Genomic DNA, 19,743 nt, shown 5'->3' on the forward strand with positions numbered 1-19,743 from the left:
GGGCGTGAACCGGAGCGGGCCCTCGATCGTGGTCGAGGCGAGGCCGGACAACCCGGGGGCACATGCGAAGGAGGCGAGGCCGTGGCTCGCCCGACCGACTGGGACAAGGTCGGCCTCGGATCGGACCCGACGCCGGGCGACCCGGGCCGCATCGACGAGGTCATCGCGTCCATCCGCGACCTCGGCCAGGTCGCGCGCGACGTCGACGACGGGCTGGCCGCGGTGCTGGAGACCGCCGGGCCCAACGCGTTCGTCGGCCAGACCGCCGACGCGCTGCGGGAGAAGATCTCCGACCGGCTCCGCGGGTTCGTGCAGAGCCTCGCCGAGGCGTTCGAGTGGTCGGTGACGGCGCTCACGACGTACAACACGACCCTGCGCGATCAGCAGTGGCGCGCCGACAACGCGCTCGGCCAGGCGCGCAACCTCGCCGAGGACGACCCGAGCCGGCAGGGCTTCACCGACACCGCCAGGAACGCGGGCACCGCCGTGTCCGACGCCGCGAACACCGCCTCGAACAAGATCGTCGACGCGTACGAGCACATCAAGCAGCCCGTCTCCGGCTGCGAGGAGTTCTGGGAGATCTTCAAGTGGATCGCGATCGCGCTGATCCTGCCCGCGCTGGTGTTCGGCGGCCCGGTCGCGCTCGTCGCGCTCGGCGTGAACATGGTGCTGTTCATCAAGACGGCGGTCGACTTCGCGCAGGGTAAGGCCTCGGCGCTGGAGTTCTTCCTGTCGGCGCTGGGCATCCTGGCCCCGACCACGCGGGCGGTGCCGATCTTCCAGCTCATCAAGACCGGCGCGCAGCTGGCCTGGAACGGGCTCAAGGCCGGCGCGTTCGCGGTGTTCAAGTTCTTCGGCAACACCTTCAAGGGCATCATCTCGCACCCGTTCGTGCTGTTCCCGGGGCTGCACGACATGGTCGCGCTGAGCGGCAGCTGGGTGAAGGGCGCCGGGTTGTGGGTGCAGGCCGGGATCAAGGACCTGCCCTCGTTCATGGCCACGACGCTGGGCAAGGGCGGCCTGATCGTCGTCAACGGCGTCAAGGGCATCGGCAACGTCGTGGCGGGGATCCCCGGGTTCCTGGCCAAGTTCGGCAGCTCGACGTGGGCGTTCCTGCAGCGCGAGTTCGGCGGCAACAGGTGGCTGCGGCTGTTCCTGCCGGCCGAGGCCGACGAGCTGCACCTGGGCGTGTGGCAGGCGACGAAGCTCGCGGTGTGGGACCGCGGCGTGCTCGGCAAGCACATCTTCGGGCTGCCGAAGCCGCACCCGGTGCTGCCCGAGCGCGGCGTCGACATCCCGTCGATCAAGCTCGCCGAGGTGCGGGCCGGCGACCTGGCCGTGCCGCCGCGCCTGCAGATGCCGAGGCTCACCGACTTCGGCGGCCTGGGCCACCTCGGCATGAACCCGCCGAGCATGCACATCCCGACGTCGTTCGGCGACTCGCTGCACTTCAGCGGGGACGCGGTGCGCAACCTCGACGCGCTGCTGCTCTCGCCGATGGACACGATCTCGAAGGTGCGGGTCGAGGCCTGGGCCGAGCGGGCGGTGAACCCGGTCCTGGCCAACGTGGACCACATCACCGGGATCTCCTCGGCGGTACACCTGCAGCCCCCGACGGTCGCCCACCTGGCCGGCGGCACCGCGATCTCCGGCACGGTCCACGCCCTCGACCTGCCGGGCCTGCACCTCACCCCGCCGGCCCACGCCGCCGGCACGAGCACCCTGCACGCGCTGGAGCTGCCGGGCCCGCACCTCAACGCCCCCGCCAGCGGCGCGAGCACCCTGCACGCCCTCGACCTGCCCAGCGTCCACGTCAACCAGCTCGTCACCGGCGCGAACCACCTCAACCCGCCGCACCTGCAGGCCCCGCACCTGGAGGTGGCGGGCCTGGGCAACGTCGGCGCCCTGCACACGGGCGCCGTCCCGCCGGCCCCGGTGCACGCGATCGACGCCCTCGGCTCGGCCGCGGTCACCCCGCCGTCCCTGCACCTCGTGCAGGGCGCCCCGACGTCGGCCCTCAACGGCGCCGGCGGCCGCATCGCCGACCACACCAGCCTGGCCATCAACGCCCAGCACGTGTCCATGGACCTCGGCTCGGTGACCCGCCACCTGGACACCCCGGCGGTCCACGTGGAGACCCCCGCGGTCAACGCGATCGTCACGCCGCCGGCGGTGACCCACGTGGCCTCGACGGCACCCCCGGCCCCGGTGACGCACCTGGCCTCGAGCACGCCCCCGCCGCCCGTCACCCACCTGGTCACCACGCCGACGGTCACGCACACGGCCGGCACCACGACCCACATCGCGGCGACGCCCCCGCCGGTCCACGTCAACCTGGCCCCCGTCGAGCACACGCCGGCGGTCCAGGCGCCGACCGTGCACACGGCGAACACCGTGCACACGGCGAACACCGTGCACACGGCGAACACCGTCCGCACGGCCGACGTGGCCACCGTCCACACCGGCAACGTCACGCCCGCGCACGTGGCCGGCGCGCCGAAGGTGGACGACCTCGTCGTGGCCGCGCCCGTCACCGCCGGCCCGAAGACGGCGGAGCGCACCCCCACCGTCGTCAACCCGGCCCACGACGCCGGCGCCGACATGCAGGCCGGGGCCACCCTCGACCCGATCGGCGCGACCGCGGTCGCCGGCCTGGTGCAGACCCAGCTCGGCGGGCGCCTCGCGCGGGCCGAGACCGGCCTGGACAGCGCGATCCACTCGGCCGGCAGCCCCGGCCGGACGGTCAGCCTGCCGGGCGGCGGCCTCGAGGGAGCCTGGCGCCGCGACAGCGACCGGATCGGCGAGCTGTTCGGCCGCGCCGACGACCCGCTGCGGGCGAAGAAGATCGAGACCTGGGCCGCGTACACGCGCGCCCGCACCGAGCTCGGCCGGGTCGAGCGGACCTGGAACGACATCATGGACCGCCCCGGCGGCTCGTCGCGCGGGCCGACGGCGGTCGAGGTGCGGGCCGAGCGCACGTACGCGGCCGCCATCACCCGCGTCGACCGGATCGCCCGCGACCTGAAGACCCTCGGCATCGACCCGGTGACGATGGACCTGCGCATCGCCGAGATCACCGCGGAGTCGGTCAAGGCCCGGCCCCGGCTGCTCGGCGGCGGCCAGCCGTTGTCCAAGATGGCCCCGGAGCCGTTCGACCCGCACGTGCCGCTGCGTGACGTGCACGGCTCGGCGTCGGACCTGCGCATCGAGATCCACACGGCCGGCAACGTCGAGTCGCTGCGGGTCGTCGACGCCGGCGGGGTGGGGCGGCCGGAGTACGTGGCGGTCGCCCACGGCGACGGGGGCTTCCAGGTCACCGACATGATCCGCGGCGAGGAGTTCCGCCGCTTCGACGACGTCGGCAACCTGCTCGCGACCGGCCGCCCGGTGCGGGGCCACGCCGGCTGGTCCCACGTCACCCCGACGGGCGCCCAGCCGCACCTGGAGGTCCCCGCGGGCTTCCAGGTGAACCCCCACGCGGGCGGCTTCCAGGTCGACAACCTCACCAACGCGGGGCACTTCGAACGCTTCGACGCCAACGGCACCCTCACCCACACCGGCCGCCCCATCCAGGGCCACCCCGGCTGGTCCCACGTCACCCCGACCGGCGGCCAGCCACACCTCGAAGTCCCCGCCGGCTTCCAGGCGAACCCCCACGCGGGCGGCTTCCAGGTCGACAACCTCACCAACGCGGGGCACTTCGAACGCTTCGACGTCAACGGCACCCTCACGCACACCGGCCGCCCGATCCAGGGCCACCCCGGCTGGTCCCACGTCACCCCGACCGGCGGCCAGCCACACCTCGAAGTCCCCGCCGGCTTCCAGGCGAACCCCCACGCGGGCGGCTTCCAAGTCGACAACCTCACCAACCCCGGACACTTCGAACGCTTCGACGCCAACGCCACCCTCACCCACACCGGCCGCCCGATCCAGAACCACCTCGGCTGGTCCCACGTCACCCCGCAGGGTGGCGGGGCGCCGCATCTGGAGGTGCCGGCCGGGTTCCGGGCGAACCCCCACGCCGGCGGGTTCCAGGTCGACAACCTCACCAACGCCGCGCACTTCGAACGCTTCGACATCAACGGCACCCTCACGCACGTCGGGGTCCGGGCCGACAACCTGGCCGGCAACGTCGAGCATTTCCTCGTCAACCCGGTCGGCGGCGGCTGGCACGCCGAGCACGCGGTCACCGGGGCACGGATCCCGCATCTGCAGGTGCAGCGGCTGGCCGGCAACGACTTCCGGGTCACCGACACGCGCGGGCTGCACAGCGGGGAGTACCGCATCCACAACCCCGACGGTGCGGTCACCGCGCAGTCGTTCAACGTGCTGCGCGACGGGCGGCCGACCGTGCGGCAGTTCGTCGCCGACGTGCCGAACGGGACCTGGCGGCTGCACGAGCACGGGGCGCCGGTGGCCAATCCGGGCCCGTTCCAGCGCGGTACGGCCGACCTCGCCGGCGCCGGCAACGGCCGCGTGAGGCTGCTCACCGACACCGGGGCGGAGATGTTCCACCGCCGCCCGGTGCCGGGCGCGAACCAGACCCTCGACGTGTTCCGCACCGTCGGCAACGACCTGCGCGGCGGGCAGCGGCCGCAGTGGGCGAAGTTCGACCAGACCGGGAGACTCGTCGACCACGGCGTGCGGCGCTTCGACAACTCGGCGGTGTCGTGGCGGGACGTGAGCCACACCGGCACCCCGTCGCACGCGATCCGGCAGAGCCTCGGCGGCGGCGAGGTCATCGCGACCCGCGACGCGCTCGGCCAGTGGCGCTGGACGCGGGTGGACCGCAACGGCGCCGAGCTCGGCAGCGGCGTGCGGACCGTGGACCGCGACGGCGGCTGGACCGACCGGGTGGCGCCCGGGGCCGGCGGCGCGCCGGGGGCGATCGCGCAGCGGCAGCACGGGCCGTGGCACGGGCCGGACAGCGCGGGGATGTACCGGGAGTACGACCTCGCGGGCGGGGCCCCGGCGGCGACGTGGAAGTCGCAGTCACCGCACGGCAAGGACGCCGGGAAGCTGCAGAACCTGCCGAACGGCTCGACGCTGGAGACGGCCCGCTGGTCCGAGCAGCGCCCGCCGCACTGGGCGCGGCGGTTCCTCGCGGGCATCCCGGGCGGCGTGTTCCGGCCGCACGAGAACCAGTTCCTGCGCACCGACACCAAGTTCCAGGTGTTCACGTGGACGCGCATGGACCCGGGTGGCGTGCGCACCGACGGGTTCCGGTTCGTGTCGATGAGCGAGGCCGCGTACGACGTCGGGCGGGACGGGCGCTTCGTGCGGTACACCGGCAAGCTGGAGCACGGCAACACGCTCACCGTCGGGCACGACGTGGTCCCGCTCGCGGCCGGCGCGGCCCGCAACCCGTTGCACGTCCCGTGGTCCGAGGGGGCCGGCAACCTCAGCGGCTACCGGGTGTCCTTCGGCCGCGGCGTCCACGCGGACGGCCGGGTGTGGGAGGACCGCTTCGTCACGGCCGGCGACTGGTACGCCTTCAACAACAACTACCGCGTCGCCCGGGCCGGCTACGCGGACGGCTCGGTCCGCGAGTTCCAGCGGCCGCCCGCCGCGGGTGCGGCCAACGGTGCCTTCGCGTCGCGGATCGACGCGTTCGAGGGCGTGGGCCGGCCGTGGGTGCAGCGCGACATCCACGGCGTCGTGGTCGGCCGCTCCGACGAGTTCCCCACGATGGCCCCCGGCGGCGGGACCGTGCACGTGCGGGCGACGGGCGGGGCGACGACGCGGCGCTGGACGTGGACCGACGGCACGAACAGCGGCACCCGCGACTGGGGCCGCAACTTCAACGGCCCGCACACCACGTTCGACGACTCGTTCCGCGACTTCCAGCGGGTCAACGGCGTCGACGTGCTGGTGCGGGAGCGGCGGATGCTCGACGGCGGGGCGTACGTCGACGCGTGGCGGGTCGACAACGCGGCGGGCGGCCACACCTGGCACTGGCACCGGGTGGACCGGCACGGCAACGTCACGGCGCCGCTCGGGGCCAGCCGGGAGTGGTGGAACGGCCAGGCCTGGCAGGCGGAGTGGTCGCCGGGCGCCACGAGGTTCCGGGACCTGACCGGCGCGACCCTGGTCCGTGACGTTCCCGCCGCGGACGTGCTGCGGGTGCGCGAGTACCGGGGCGGCGACCCGGGCGTGTGGAAGGAGTTCGACATGGGCGCCGTCGTCCGGGAGCGCAAGCCCCTGCCCGGGGTCGGCTTCATCGAGAAGGACGCGTGGCGGGGGCAGTGGCGGCAGTACGACGCGGCCGGCACCATCGTGGCCCGCCGCGACGACGCCGGCTGGGTGCACGTGCCCGGCGTGGGGCGCGGCCTCGACCTCGCCGGGCGGGAGCTGGACTACCGCGGCTGGGCGTCGGAGGTGCGGGGCTGGAACCGGCGCATCCGGGAGAGCAACCGGATGGCCTGGGGCGGCGAGCTGCACGTCGGCAACCTCAACGAGGCGCTGTACAAGCCGTACTGGCAGCACGCCGCGCAGAAGATCGCGCTGGAGTTCGCCCAGGAGTTCCTGCTCGAGTTCGCGGCCAACCTGGTGGTCAACGCGATCGTCGACGCCATCGCGGGCAAGCAGTTCAACGGCCAGGACGCGCTCAAGGCGTTCGCGAACGCGGCCGTGGGCTCGGCGGTCAAGAGCGCGGTGGGCTCGGTGATGCACGAGAACCGGTTCGGGCCGATGCAGCGCACCGCCGACCTCAAGGCCGGCCTGGCGAACATCGACGGCGGCAAGGCCTGGTTCCGCAAGCCGCTCAACCACGACAAGCACTGGAGCAACGAGTGGGCCGGCAACGAGACGGCGACCCGCTGGCGGGGCGGCACCTATGACTTCGCGTTCAACGTCCCGGTCGCCGGGCTCACCGGCTTCGTCAACGGCGCCATGAACGCCTCGGTCTTCGGCATCACCAACGCCAGCGGCGACACGATCTACCTCGCCGGTGGCGCGGCGGCGTTCGACGGGCTGCTCGCGGCCGCGTCGGGCATCACCGGCGCGGTCACCACGACGATCGGCAAGACGCTGTTCAACGCGGGGCTGGGCGGGCGGGCGTTCCACCGGCAGGGCCTGGCCGAGTTCGGCTTCCAGCTGCCCTGGAAGATCGTCGAGAAGGTCGTCACCTCGGAGCTGCTCAAGGCGTTCCGGCCCAGCGTCAACCCGTGGTACTACCAGCCCGGAGGGTGGCCGTGACGGTACATCTGGTGGCCCCCGGCCGCCGCGGAGCCCATCGCGACCTGGCCACGGCGGTGCGGGCGGCCGCGCCGGGTGACACCGTCGCCGTGGCCCCGGGCCGCTACGCCGAGACGCTGCGGCTGGACCGGCCGGTGACGCTGCGCCCCGAGGCCGGGGCCGGCAGCGTCGAGCTCGCCCCGGCCGGCGCCGAGCCGGCCCTGACGGTGGCGGCGGCGGACTGCGCGGTGCACGGGTTCACGATCGCCGGCACGGACCCGGCCCGGCCGCTGGTGTCCGTCGTGGACGGCGGCGGGCTGGTGCTGCAGGACGTCCGCGTCCAGCGGGGGCGCGTCGAGGCCCGGGGGACGGCCGCGCTGGTCCTCACCGGCGGGGCGATCGAGGGGGCCGCGGGCGCCGCGCTGCACCTGGCCGGGCCGGCCCGGGCCGAGGCCACCGACGTGCGCATCGGCGACGGCGCGGGGGTGGTGCTCTCCGGCGACGCGCAGTTCGCGGCGACCCGGCTGCGGCTGCAGGGCACCGAGGGCTCCGCGATCCGGCTGCGCGGCACCGCCCGGCTGACCCTCGCCGACTGCCGCATCGACCGGGCCGGGCGCACCGGGCTGCTGCTGGAGGACGCCGCGACCGCGCTGGCCGAGCAGAGCAGCATCGCCGCCGCCGGCTCCGCGGCCGTGCAGGTCAACGGGGCGGCCCGGGCGAGGCTCACCGAGTGCCGGATCACCGGGCCGGGCGCGAGCGGGCTGGTCGTCGCCGACGACGGCGAGCTCGTCGCCGAGGACTGCACGGTGCGCGACGCCGGGGCCAACGCGCTGCTGGTCACCGGCTCGGCGAAGGCCCTGCTGACCGGCTGCCACCTCGTCGGCTCCGCCTTCGGCGCGGTCCACGGCGCCGGCGCGGCCCGGCTGCGGCTGGAGCGGTGCCGGGTCGTGCGCGGGGCCGAGCACGGGGTGCACGCGGCCGACGACGCCGCCGTCGAGCTGTCCGGCTGCGACCTGTCGGACCTGGCCATGAGCGGGGTGCACGCGACCGGCAAGGCACGGCTGAGCGCCGAGGGCTGCCGGGTCGACGGCGCGGACATCGGGCTGCGGCTCGCCTCGGCCGCGGCCGCGTCCGTGCGCAACTGCACGGTGGTGCGCCCGGCCCGGGTCGGCTTCGAGGTCACCGGGGCCGGCGCGGCCACGCTGGCCGAGGTCGCGGTCCGCGACGCCGGCGCCGCCGGGATCGTCGTGGACAGCCCGGCCGAGGTGCGCATCGAGGGCGCCACGGTCATCGGGGGCGGCGGCTCCGGCCTGGTGGTGTGGACGGGCGCGAAGCCGGCGGTGTCGGGGCTGCGGGTGCACGGCGTGGCCAAGAACGGGCTCTACGTGGCCGACGACGCCGGGGGCACCTACGAGGACTGCCGCATCACCGAGCCCGGGTTCACGGCGATCCACGTGGGCGAGCGCGCCACGGCGACGTTCGACGAGCGGCCGGACGCCGTGCCGCTGGCCAAGGCGGCGGGCGCGCCGGAGCGCCCGGCCGCCGAGTCCGACGCCGAGCCGGTCGAGGAGAGCCTGGACGACCTGCTCGGCGAGCTCGGCGTGCTGGTCGGCCTCGACCGGGTCAAGCGGGACGTGCACACGCTGGTGAAGCTCATGCAGACGGTGCGGATGCGCCAGGAGGCCGGGCTGCCGGCCCCGCCGCTGAGCCGCCACCTCGTGTTCGCGGGCAACCCCGGCACCGGCAAGACGACCGTGGCGCGTCTCTACGGGCGGCTGCTCAAGGCGCTGGGCCTGCTGCGGCGGGGGCATCTGGTGGAGGTGGACCGTTCGGCGCTCGTCGGCGAGTACGTCGGGCACACCGGCCCGAAGACCGCCGCCGCCGTCACCCGGGCGCTCGGCGGGGTGCTGTTCATCGACGAGGCGTACTCCCTGGTCCCCCGCTTCGGCGACGACTTCGGCCACGAGGCGATCGCGACGCTCGTGAAGATGATGGAGGACCACCGCGACGACGTGGTGGTGATCGTCGCGGGCTACCCGGACGAGATGACCCGGTTCGTCGGCGCGAACCCGGGTCTCGCCTCCCGGTTCACCCGCACGCTGCACTTCGACGACTACGACACCGCACAGCTGGTGGCGATCGTCGAGCACCAGGCCGGCGAGCACCGCTACGAGCTGACCGTCCCCGCGGCGGAGGGGCTCGCCGCCTACTTCGACGCGTTGCCGCGCGGCGAGGGCTTCGGCAACGGCCGCCTCGCGCGCCAGGTGTTCCAGGAGCTGACCGAGCGGCAGGCGCAGCGCGTCGCCGAGCTCGACGGCGCCGGCCCCGACGACCTCGTGCTGCTGCGGCCCGAGGATCTGCCTTCTGTGAGGAGCGACCGTGCCCCAGTCTGAGGAATCCTTCGCGGCCGCCTACGCGCGCAAGCCCGCGACCGCGGCGCGCGGGCTGCTGCCGGACCGGCGGGTGTGGGTCGCCGCCGGGGGGCTGGCGACGCTGGCGGTGCTGGTGGCGGTACCGCTGCAGCTGCGCTGGCCCGCGCCGGACCGTGCGCGGGTCGCGGACCCGCAGGTGGTCCTCCCCGCGGCGGTCACCGAGTCGCAGACGTCGGCGAGCGCGGCCCCGACCTCGCCGGCCCCGTCCGCCGCGCCCGCGAGGTCGGCCGCGGGGCAGCCCGCGGCGAGCGCGCCGCCGCCGAAGGCGACCGGCGGCAGCCCGGCCAAGGCCGCCCCGGCGAACACGGCCGGCGCCGCGGGGGTCAAGCCGCCCGCGGTCGCCACGACCGCCGCCGCGCCGACGATCCCGGGCCGCGCGATCGTCGGCGTGCAGTCCGGCCTGTGCCTGAGCGCGAACTCGGGCAAGGACGGCGCGGCGCTGACGATCGCGCGGTGCGACGGCTCGGCGGTGCAGCACTGGGAGGCCGCGCCGGACGGCACGATCCGCTCGGTCGGGCTGTGCATGGACGCCGCCTGGGCCTCGACCGACGACTTCACCACGATCCAGGTGGCGAAGTGCAACGGCAACCAGGCGCAGCAGTGGCGGCTGAACGGCTCCAACGACCTGGTGGACACGCAGGCCAACAAGTGCGCGGACGTGTTCGGGGAGAACACCGCGCCGGGCAGCGCCGTGAAGCTGTGGCCGTGCAACGGCAAGAGCAACCAGAAGTGGTACTGGCGCTGAGCGCCCGGCCCCGCGGCGGCGGAGGCAACACGGGAGGGCGTTCTGTCAACATTTCCCATAACACGTATTGACAACGTTAGTTACGACGCAGTGGAGTGAGGGCAGCATCCGCTCAGTGCTGCCCTGTGAGGTATCCGTGCCCAACCGCCTCCTGCCCCGGACCGCCGCGCTCGCGCTGCTCGCCGGGGCACTCGTCCCGCTCGCGCCGGCCGCGCCCGCCCGGGCCGCCACGAACGTCGTCACCGACGGCAACGCCCGCTTCGAGGTGCTCACCCCGACCCTCATCCGCCTCGAATACGCCGGCGACGGCGCCTTCCAGGACGCGACGACGTTCAACGCGGTGAACCGGAACTTCCCGGTGCCGTCGTACACGACGAGCGCCACGTCGGACGGGTACCGCGAGATCCGCACCGGCGCGCTGACCCTGCGCTACAAGCAGGGCAGCGGCGCCTTCACCGCCGCGAACACCTCCGTCGCGCTGTCCACCGGGGTGACCGCCCAGCCCGCGTTCCCCTCCTACTGCGCCTACAACACCGCCTGCGAGGCCGAGAACGCGCTGCTCACCGGGCGCGCGACCCCGGCGTACGACCACACCGGCTACACGGGCTCGGCGTTCGCGGCCGGGATCGAGGCCACCGGCTCCGGCATCGCGGTCGACGTCAGCGGCGTGCCCGCGGCCGGCAGCTACCGGCTGCAGGTGCGCTACGCCAACGCGACCGGCGGCGACGGGCAGAGCACCACGCGCACGCTGTCGACCCGGGTCGGCAGCACGGCCGGGCCGCAGCTGAGCCTGCCCGCCACCGGCAGCTGGGACACCTGGGGCACCGCGTCGACGACCGTGAACCTGCCCGCCGGCACGAGCACGGTCACCGTGGCGCAGACCGCCTCCGACTCGGGGCACGTGAACATCGACAGCATCGCGCTGACGCCCACCGGCACCACGGCGTTCCCGGCCGCCTCCACGGCGCTGCTCACCACCGCCTACGGGGCCGGGCCGAAGGACGCCCTCGGCGGCTGGTCGCGCTCGCTGGACAACCCCCGGGTGCTCCCGGTCCCCGAGCACCCGGGCCTCCTGGCGCGATCCGGCTGGTACCTGCTCGACGACTCCCGCACCGCCCTGTTCAGCGCCGCGCACGTGCTCACCGACCGGCCCGGGCACGGCGGCCAGCCGTACCAGGACGGCTACTTCTTCGGCTACGGGCAGAACTACAAGCAGGGCCTGAGCGACCTCAACGCGCTCACCGGCGCCTCGGCGCTGCTGCCCCAGTCGGCGTACGGCGTGTGGTACTCCCGCTACTTCGCCTACAGCACCGCCGACTACCAGAACACGCTGCTGCCCGCCTTCCGCGGCACGTTCACCCCGATCGACTGGCTCGTCGTCGACACCGACTGGAAGTCGCCGAGCCAGTGGAACGGCTGGAACTGGAACGCGTCGCTGTTCCCGGACCCGCAGGGGTTCCTGAACTGGACGCGGCAGCAGGGCCTCGACGTCTCGCTGAACGTCCACACGAGCATCGCGGGCAACGACCCGAAGTTCGCCGCGGCCAACAGCACCGCGGGCGGGCTGATCCCCGACGGCGGCAACTACGTCTTCGACTGGTCGAAGCCGGGGCACCTCAGCGCGTACATGAACCTGCACAAGCCGTTCGAGCAGCAGGGCGTGCGCACGTGGTGGCTGGACTACTGCACCAGCTGCGGCGCCTCGATCGCGTCCGACCCGCACGTGGCGGCCGACCCCTGGATCAACCAGGCCTACGCGGACGCCGCGGCGGCCCGGGGGCTGCGCGGGTTCTCCTTCGGGCGCATCGGCGGCGCGGAGTACGGCAACGACGACTCCAGCTTCGCGGTCGGGCCGTGGGCCGAGCGGCGCAACACGATGCAGTTCACCGGCGACACCCCGGCGTCGTGGGACATGCTGGCGTTCGAGGCCCGGTTCACCCCGGACGTGGCGGCCGCCGGCTTCTCCAACGTCAGCCACGACATCGGCAGCTTCCACGGCGGGCACCTCGCCGACGACCTGTACGCGCGGTGGGTCCAGCTGGGCACCTTCCAGCCGGTCGACCGGCTGCACTCCGACCACGGCGACCGGCTGCCGTGGAACTACACGGGCGCGGCGGCGGCGAGCGCGGAGAGCTTCCTGCGGCTGCGGGAGGCGCTGGTGCCCTACACCTACACCCTGGCCAAGCAGGCCAACACCACCGGGGTGCCGATCACGCGCCCGCTGTACCTCAACTATCCGGCGAACGACGAGGCGTACACGAACCCGACCGAGTACCTCTACGGCGACAACGTCCTCGTCGCGCCGATCGTGAGCAGCTCCGGGTCCCGCTCGATGTGGGTGCCGCCGGGCACGTGGACCGACTACTTCACCGGCCAGGTCTACACCGGGCCGTCGACGGTGACGGTCTCCGCGCCGCTGTCGCAGATGCCGGTGCTCATCAAGTCGGGCGGCATCCTGCCGACCCGCACCGACTACGTCGACAACGCCGGGCAGCGGCCGCTGACCCAGCTGACCGTGACCGTGGCCGCCGGGGCCGACGGGACCTTCTCGCTGTACTCCGACGCGGGCGAGGGCACCGCGACGGCCTCGACCAGCGCCCCGCTGAGCTGGAGCGAGGCGTCGCGCACGCTCACCGTCGGCGCGCAGACGGGCACCTTCACGGGGGCGCCGGCGTCGCGGCAGTACACCCTGCGCCTGTCGAACTCGAACGCGCCCACCGCCGTGAGCGTGGACGGGGTGCAGGTCCCGGAGACCGCGTGGTCGTGGAACGCCAACCAGCGCACGGTCACGGTCACGACGGCCGCGCTGCCGCTCAACGCCCAGCACACCGTCTCGCTGTCCGGCTCGGCCACCGCCAACCCCACCGCCGGGGAGGTCCTCGGCGCCGGCGGCCTGTGCCTGGACGTGCGGGGCGGCACGCCGGCGGACGGCACGGCGATGCAGCTGTACGGCTGCAACCACACCGCCGCCCAGACGTTCGCCTACGGCGCCGACAACACCGTGCGGGTGCTCGGCAAGTGCCTCACCGCCGGGGCCGGGGTCACGATCAGCACGTGCTCGGGGGCGGCCGCGCAGCAGTGGTCGCACCAGTCCAACGGCGCGCTGAGCAACGGCGGGCAGTGCCTCGACGTGCCGAACTCGAACACCACGCCGGGGGCGGTGCAGCTGCAGATGTACGCCTGCAACGGCTCCGGCGCCCAGCTGTGGAAGCTGCCGCCGGGCCCGGTCACCGGCCCGGGCGGCCTGTGCGCCGACGTCGCCAACGCGTCGCCGGCCTCGGGCACCGCGGTGCAGCTGTACACCTGCAACGGCAGCGACGCCCAGCGCTGGTCGGCCCCGGGTGACCTGTCGCTGCGCACGCTGGGCAAGTGCCTCGACGTGGTCAACGGCGGCACCGCCAACGGCACCGCGGTGCAGCTGTGGGACTGCAACGGCACGGGCTCGCAGCAGTGGACCACCCGCGCGGACGGGACGCTCTACAACCCGCCGTCGGGCCGCTGCCTGGACGACCCGAACAACAACCAGAAGGCGGGCGACCTGCTGCGCATCTGGGACTGCAACACCACCGCGGCCCAGCGGTTCCGGCTGGGCTGATCCGCAGGCGCATCGGGCCTCGTCGCCGCCACGGCGGGGCCCGATGTCATGCGGTGCGCAGCCTGCGGACCATCACGCCGATCGTGCTCGCGACCGGGACCGGGCCGAAGAGGCGGGAGTCGTAGCCGGGGCTGTCGCCGAGCACGAGCATCGCGTCGGGCCCGACGAGCCCGGCGACGCGCTTGACGAGCCGGCCCGGCCGCTGGGCAGCGACCGGGCCGGCCTGGACCCGCGTGCCCGGTGGCAGCCGGACCGGTCCGGTGGGCCGGTGCAGCACCACGATGTCGCCGACGCGCAGCGGCTGGCCGCGGTACCGGCGGGCGAGCACGAGATCGCCGTCGTGCAGCGTGGGCGCCATGCTGCCCCCCGCGACCCGCACGACGAACCAGGGAAGACGGGTCAGCACGTCCCCGTCGCGTACTTGGCGTAGCAGTGGTTCGGCACGCCGGGGCAGCCGTTCATGCACTTCTGGCACCAGTGCAGGCCGCCGGAGCACCAGCAGCTGAGGTGGTAGGCGCAGTCGGCCTCCGCGCGCGCGGCGGGGACGAGACGGGCGAGCATGCGGTCGGCGAGGCGGTTGACGAGTGCGACCATGGGCGTCCTTTCCTCGGGATCTTGGTGTTGTACGACGACGACCGCGAGCGTCGGCGATCACGCGCAGTCGTGTCAACGCGACGCCGCGAAACCCCGGCTCGGCCGTGAAAGAGCCGTGAAAACTGTCCCATCGAGGATGATCACGGTAACGTGCGCGGCGTGCGCCAGCCCTTCCTCGACGCCGGGCACGCGGTGCGGCTGGCGGTGCGCGCCGGCCCCGGGCATCTCGCCGCCGACGCCGCCGTGACGCTGCTCGGCGCGGTCGTGCCCGTCGCCACCGTCTGGCTGCTCAAGCGCGCGCTGGATGCGCTGTCCGGCGGCGGTACGGCCGATGCGGCGACATTGCCGGTCGCCGGACTGGTCGCGGCGGGACTGCTCGCCGCGACCCTGCCGTCGCTGCACACGTTCCTGCAGCACCAGGTCGGCCGCGCCGTCGGCCGCCGCGCCCAGTCGGACCTGTACCAGGCGACGGCCCGGCTCGGCGGCCTCGCCCGGCTGGAGGACCCCGGGTTCCACGACCGGCTCCGGATGGCCCAGTCGGCCGGTCGCTCGGGCCCCGGCCAGGTCGTGCAGGGCGTCCTGGGCACCGTGCAGCTCGGCATCACCGTGGCCGGCCTCGTCGCCGTCCTGGCCGCGGTCAGCCCCGCGATCGCCGCCGTCACGCTGCTGGGCCTGCTGCCCGCGCTGCTGGCCGAGATCCGCCTGAGCCGCGCGCAGGCCGCGATGCTGTGGAGCATCAGCCCGCACGAGCGCCGCGAGTTCTTCTACGCCGAGCTGCAGACCAGCATCCCGGCCGCGAAGGAGGTGCGGCTGCTGGGGCTGTCCGAGCTGTTCCGCCTGCGCATGCTGGACGAGCTCGCCGAGGCCGACGGTCAGCGGCGCCGCCTGGACGCCCGGACGTTGCGCGTGCAGTTCCTGCTCGGGCTGGTGTCGGCATCGGTACTGGGAGCGGTCCTCGTCTGGGCCGTGTCCCTGCGGCGCTTCTCGGTCGGTGACATCTCGGCCCTGGTCGCCGGGATCGCGGCGCTGCAGACGACGCTGGCCGCGCTGGTCGGCCGCGTCTCGATGGTGCACGGCGCGCTGCTGCTGTACCGCCACTTCCGCGCCGTCCTCGACGCGGAGCCCGACCTGCCGGAGCCGGACGAGCCGCTCCCGGTGCCGCCGCTGCGCTCCTCGATCGAGTTCCGCGACGTGTGGTTCCGCTACTCCCCCGGGCAGGACTGGGTGCTGCGCGGCGTGAACCTCGTCGTCCCGCACGGCTCGGCGGTGGGCCTGGTCGGCCTGAACGGCGCCGGGAAGAGCACGATGGTGAAGCTGCTCTGCCGCTTCTACGACCCGTCGCGGGGCGCGATCCTGTGGGACGGGGTGGACCTGCGCTCGCTCTCGCTGCCCGGTCTGCGGTCCCGGATCGGCGCGCTGTTCCAGGACTACATGACCTACGAGCTCACGGCCGCGGAGAACATCGCCCTCGGCGACGTGGCGGCGTCCCCGTCGCCCGCGGCCGTCGAGGCGGCCGCGGCCCGGGCCGGCATCGACCCGGTGCTGCGCGGCCTGCCGCACGGCTACGACACGATGCTGTCCAAGCTCTTCGCCGAGGCCGACGGCGACGGGGTGCTGCTGTCGGGCGGCCAGTGGCAGCGCCTGGCCCTGGCCCGCACCTACCTGCGCGACCGCCGCGACCTGCTGATCCTGGACGAGCCGAGCGCGGGCCTGGACGCCGAGGCCGAGCACGAGATCCACCACGGCCTGCGGGCCCACCGCACCGGCGCGACGAGCCTGCTGATCTCGCACCGCCTCGGCGCCCTGCGCGACGCGGACACCATCGTGGTGCTGTCGGGCGGCGTGATCGCGGAGCGGGGCACGCACGCGCAGCTGCTCGCGCACGGCGGCGAGTACGCGCGCCTGTTCCGCCTCCAGGCCGACGGCTACCGCCCCGAGCCCGAGCCCGCCGCCTGACCCGGTGGCGCCGGTCAGCGCCTGTCTCCGGCGCCCGGCCGGGGTTGATCAGCCGCTCCGTCCAGCGTCGCAGCGGGCGGCCGGACGCCGGCTGGCCGTTCGGCGAGGGCGGACTTTCTGTCCAGGATCTGGACGTTTACTATAGGCGGCGTGACGGAGGGCGCCGACGCGATGCTGAGCGCGCTGCGGCCGGTCGTGGACGGCATCGCCGCCACGTTCGGGCCGACGTGCGAGGTCGTGCTGCACGACTACCGGCTCGGCGAGCGCTCCGTCGTCGCCGTCGCCGGCAGCGTCACCGGGCGGGCCGTCGGCGGGGCGCTGAGCGAGATCGGGCTGGCCGTGCTCGCCCGGGGCGACGCGGCCGGGAACGATCTCAACTACGTCTCGCGCACCGCGGACGGCCGGATCGTGAAGTCCTCGACGATGCCGCTGCGCGACGGCGACGGGCGCGTGTTCGGAGCGCTGTGCGTGAACGTGGATGTGACCGCCCTGCGGCAGGCCGGCGACCTGCTGGCCGCCCTGGCCGGGACCGTGCCGCCGCAGACCCCGGCGACCACGTTCACCAACGACTTCGAGGACGTCGTCGACGCGCTCGTGCGCGCCGAGGAGCTCGCGCGGGGCCGGCCCGCGGCCGGGCTCGGGCGCGGCGAGCGCATCGCCCTGCTGCGCGCGCTGGACGAGCGGGGCGTGTTCCGCGTCCGCAACGCCGTCCCGCGCGTCGCCGACCGGCTCGGGGTGTCCCGCTCCGCCGTGTACGCAGATCTGGCCGAGTGCCGCAGAGAGGCCCAGCAGTGACCACATTGGACGATCCCGAGACCCCGTTCGCGGCCCTCGACCCGCACCGCGTCGAGGCGAACGTGCGGCGGCTGCGCGCGCATCTCGAGCGGCTCGGCGTACCGCTGCGGCCGCACGTGAAAACGGCGAAGTCGGTCGAGGTCGCGCGCATGGTGCACGGCGGGGGGCCGGGACCGGTGACCGTGTCGACACTCGCGGAGGCCGAGGCGTTCGCCGCGGCCGGCTTCACCGACATCCTCTACGCCGTCGGCATCGCGCCACACAAGCTCGACCGCGTGCGGGCGCTGCGGGCGCGCGGGGTCGACCTCACCGTGCTGCTGGACAGCGTCGAGCAGGCCAAGGCCTTGGCCGGGCTCCCCGCGCTGATCGAGGTCGACTGCGACGGGCACCGCGGCGGGGTGCGGCCGGACGACCCGGCGCTGCTGCAGATCGCGGAGACCCTCGGCGAGCCGCGCGGGGTGCTGACCCACGCCGGCGAGTCCTACTTCGCCGACGGCGACGAGCAGTTGCGGGCCGCGGCCGAGCACGAGCGGGCGGCCGCCGTCGAGGCGGCCGGGCGCCTGCGGGCGGCGGGGTTCGCGGCGCCCGTGGTGAGCGTGGGCTCGACCCCGACCGCGCACTTCGCGACCGACCTGCGCGGCGTCACCGAGGTGCGGGCCGGCAACTTCGTCTTCTTCGACCTCGTGATGGCGGGCATCGGGGTGTGCACCCACGCGGATCTCGCGCTCTCCGTCGTCGTCACCGTCATCGGGCACCGCCCGGACAAGGGCTGGATCCTCACCGACGGCGGCTGGATGGCCACCTCGCGCGACCGCGGCACCGCGCGGCAGCGGGTCGACCAGGCGTACGGCCTCGTCGCCGATCTCGACGGCAACCCCTTCGAGGACCTGCTCATGACCGACGCGAGCCAGGAGCACGGGATCCTCGCCATCCGCCCGGACAGCGCCGCGAAGCTGCCCGCCATCCCGGTCGGCGCGCGGGTGCGCGTCCTGCCGATCCACGCGTGCGCGACGGCGGCGCAGCACGAGCGGTACCACGTCCTCGAGCCCGGCTCGCGGACGATCCAGGCCGAGTGGCCCCGAGTGCGAGGATGGTGACCGTGATCTTCCTGTCCGAGGCGGAGTCCGCCGCCCTGATCGACGAGGACCTCGCCTTCGCGGCGGCCCGCGAGGCGCTCGTGGCCGCGGTCGACGACCGGGCCGAGGTGTTCCCGGCGGTACTGGCGCACGGTTCCGACCCCCGCAACCGGTTCACGGTCAAGTCGGCGGCGTCGCAGAGCCTGGCGGGCCTGAAGGTGGGCAGCTACTGGCCGGACAGCGAGCCGCGCCACAACTCGGTGGTGCTGCTGTTCGACCAGGACGCCGGGCGCATCGCCGCGGTCGTGGAGGCGGGGACGGTCAACGCCTACCGTACGGCCGCCGCCGACGCGGTCGCCGCGAGCGTCCTGGCCCGCGCCGACGCCGCGACCCTGGCCGTGTTCGGCACCGGCCACCAGGCCCTCTACGAGTGCGCGGCCCTCGCGCGCGTGCGGCCGATCGCGTCGATCCTGGTCGTCGCCCGCAGCGCCGAGCGCGGCGCCGCGTTCGTCGAGCGCCTGGCCGCGCGCGGGCTGCCGGGCACCGTGACACCGGCGCGCGAGGCGTGCCAAGGCGCCGACATCATCGTCACGGCCACGACGGCGACGGCCCCGCTCTTCGACGCCGAGTGGGTGCGCCCCGGCACGCACGTGGCGAGCATGGGCTCCGACGCCGTCGGCAAGCAGGAACTCCCGCCCTCGCTGCTGCCCACCGCGCGGCTGTACTGCGACCTGCCGGCCCAGTCCCGCCGCATCGGCGAGTTCCAGCACGCCGCGGGGCTGGACGTCACCGCGATCGGCGACGTGCTCACCGGCCGGGCGATCGGGCGCGTGGAGCCGGAGGACATCACGGTCTTCGACAGTTCGGGGATCGCGCTGCAGGACCTCTTCATCGCCGAGGCCCTGCTGCGCGCCGCCGGCTCCTAGCCGCGGAGCTCACGCCGCCGGCTCCTAGCCGCGGAGCTCAGGCGGCTTGCGTCACCGGCTCCTCGCGGCCGGACACCTTCATCTTCACCGCCGTGGTCCTAGCTGCTGCGCGCCGCTGCCTCCTCGTCGCCGGACCCCTTCGCCTTGATCGCCGAGGTCCTGCTGCTGCGCGCTGCCGTCCCCTGGCCGCCGCCTCCTGGCCGCTGGCCTCAGGCGGCTTCCGCCACCGGCTCCGTCGCGGGCGCGGCCGCCAGGACCGAGTCCGCGTGGCGGGCGGCCGGGCAGGGAGCGGCCCAGCCGCAGGCCGGGCACATGCCGTTGGCGGCCCCGACGGCGTGCCGAGCGAGCAGTTCGGCGGCGGTGCTGGCCAGGACGCTGTCGGACTGAACAATATAGGACACGAGGACTCCCTCGAAGTGATCAAGTGGTGTGACGGCGAGCCCCATAC

General features: G+C 74.3%; 11 protein-coding genes. 8 read left to right on the forward strand and 3 right to left on the reverse strand.

The features are described from left to right. Window positions 1-81: 81 nt before the first annotated feature. The 4 genes from ACQP1P_RS25535 to ACQP1P_RS25550 all read left to right on the forward strand — a co-directional run bounded on the left by ACQP1P_RS25535 (window position 82) and on the right by ACQP1P_RS25550 (window position 13,948). On the forward strand, window positions 82-7,197 hold the full coding sequence (locus ACQP1P_RS25535) for a hypothetical protein (RefSeq protein WP_433073421.1): 7,116 nt from the start codon (window positions 82-84) through the stop codon (window positions 7,195-7,197). Then, window positions 7,194-9,569, forward strand: coding sequence for a right-handed parallel beta-helix repeat-containing protein (locus tag ACQP1P_RS25540; protein ID WP_433073424.1), 2,376 nt, complete (start codon window positions 7,194-7,196; stop codon window positions 9,567-9,569). Before ACQP1P_RS25535 ends, ACQP1P_RS25540 begins: the two co-directional genes overlap by 4 nt. Next, entirely contained in the window at window positions 9,556-10,353 is a 798-nt protein-coding gene (locus ACQP1P_RS25545; protein ID WP_433073427.1) for a ricin-type beta-trefoil lectin domain protein, read from the forward strand. Before ACQP1P_RS25540 ends, ACQP1P_RS25545 begins: the two co-directional genes overlap by 14 nt. A gap of 136 nt (window positions 10,354-10,489) precedes the next feature. After that, window positions 10,490-13,948 (forward strand): ricin-type beta-trefoil lectin domain protein, encoded by a 3,459-nt coding sequence (locus ACQP1P_RS25550; RefSeq protein ID WP_433073430.1) that lies wholly within the window; start codon window positions 10,490-10,492, stop codon window positions 13,946-13,948. A 46-nt stretch (window positions 13,949-13,994) separates the two neighbouring features. On the opposite strand, the gene ACQP1P_RS25555 is transcribed toward ACQP1P_RS25550, so the two are convergent. After that, entirely contained in the window at window positions 13,995-14,354 is a 360-nt protein-coding gene (locus tag ACQP1P_RS25555; RefSeq protein WP_433073433.1) for a S26 family signal peptidase, read from the reverse strand. Continuing rightward, window positions 14,348-14,542, reverse strand: a complete 195-nt coding sequence (locus ACQP1P_RS25560) for a hypothetical protein (protein ID WP_433073436.1) — start codon at window positions 14,540-14,542, stop codon at window positions 14,348-14,350. Before ACQP1P_RS25560 ends, ACQP1P_RS25555 begins: the two co-directional genes overlap by 7 nt. A gap of 159 nt (window positions 14,543-14,701) precedes the next feature. Here ACQP1P_RS25560 and ACQP1P_RS25565 point away from each other — a divergent pair, with 159 nt between their 5' ends. The 4 genes from ACQP1P_RS25565 (at window position 14,702) to ACQP1P_RS25580 (ending at window position 19,295) form a co-directional block, all read left to right on the forward strand. Beyond that, complete coding sequence (locus tag ACQP1P_RS25565; RefSeq protein ID WP_433073439.1) at window positions 14,702-16,498, forward strand: ABC transporter ATP-binding protein; 1,797 nt, start codon at window positions 14,702-14,704, stop codon at window positions 16,496-16,498. Between the two features lie 150 nt (window positions 16,499-16,648). Next, window positions 16,649-17,293 carry a helix-turn-helix transcriptional regulator gene (locus tag ACQP1P_RS25570; protein ID WP_433073442.1) on the forward strand — a complete coding sequence of 215 codons (645 nt, stop codon included), beginning with the start codon at window positions 16,649-16,651 and terminating at the stop codon, window positions 17,291-17,293. Then, window positions 17,290-18,390, forward strand: a complete 1,101-nt coding sequence (locus ACQP1P_RS25575; RefSeq protein ID WP_433073445.1) for an alanine racemase — start codon at window positions 17,290-17,292, stop codon at window positions 18,388-18,390. Before ACQP1P_RS25570 ends, ACQP1P_RS25575 begins: the two co-directional genes overlap by 4 nt. 2 nt (window positions 18,391-18,392) lie before the next feature. Further along, complete coding sequence (locus ACQP1P_RS25580; protein ID WP_433073448.1) at window positions 18,393-19,295, forward strand: ornithine cyclodeaminase family protein; 903 nt, start codon at window positions 18,393-18,395, stop codon at window positions 19,293-19,295. Between the two features lie 209 nt (window positions 19,296-19,504). Here ACQP1P_RS25580 and ACQP1P_RS25585 read toward each other — a convergent pair whose 3' ends face one another. Next, a complete protein-coding gene (locus ACQP1P_RS25585; protein WP_433073451.1) occupies window positions 19,505-19,696 on the reverse strand; it encodes a hypothetical protein in 192 nt (63 codons plus the stop codon). Window positions 19,697-19,743: the final 47 nt, after the last annotated feature.

Source organism: Dactylosporangium sp. CA-052675, from assembly GCF_050947935.1.
Classification (GTDB): Bacteria; Actinomycetota; Actinomycetes; order Mycobacteriales; family Micromonosporaceae; genus Dactylosporangium.

Bases quoted from the DNA above. Each gene is read 5' to 3' on its own strand.
- ACQP1P_RS25560 (WP_433073436.1), bottom strand. From the start codon at position 14,542: ATGGTCGCACTCGTCAACCGCCTCGCCGACCGCATGCTCGCCCGTCTC.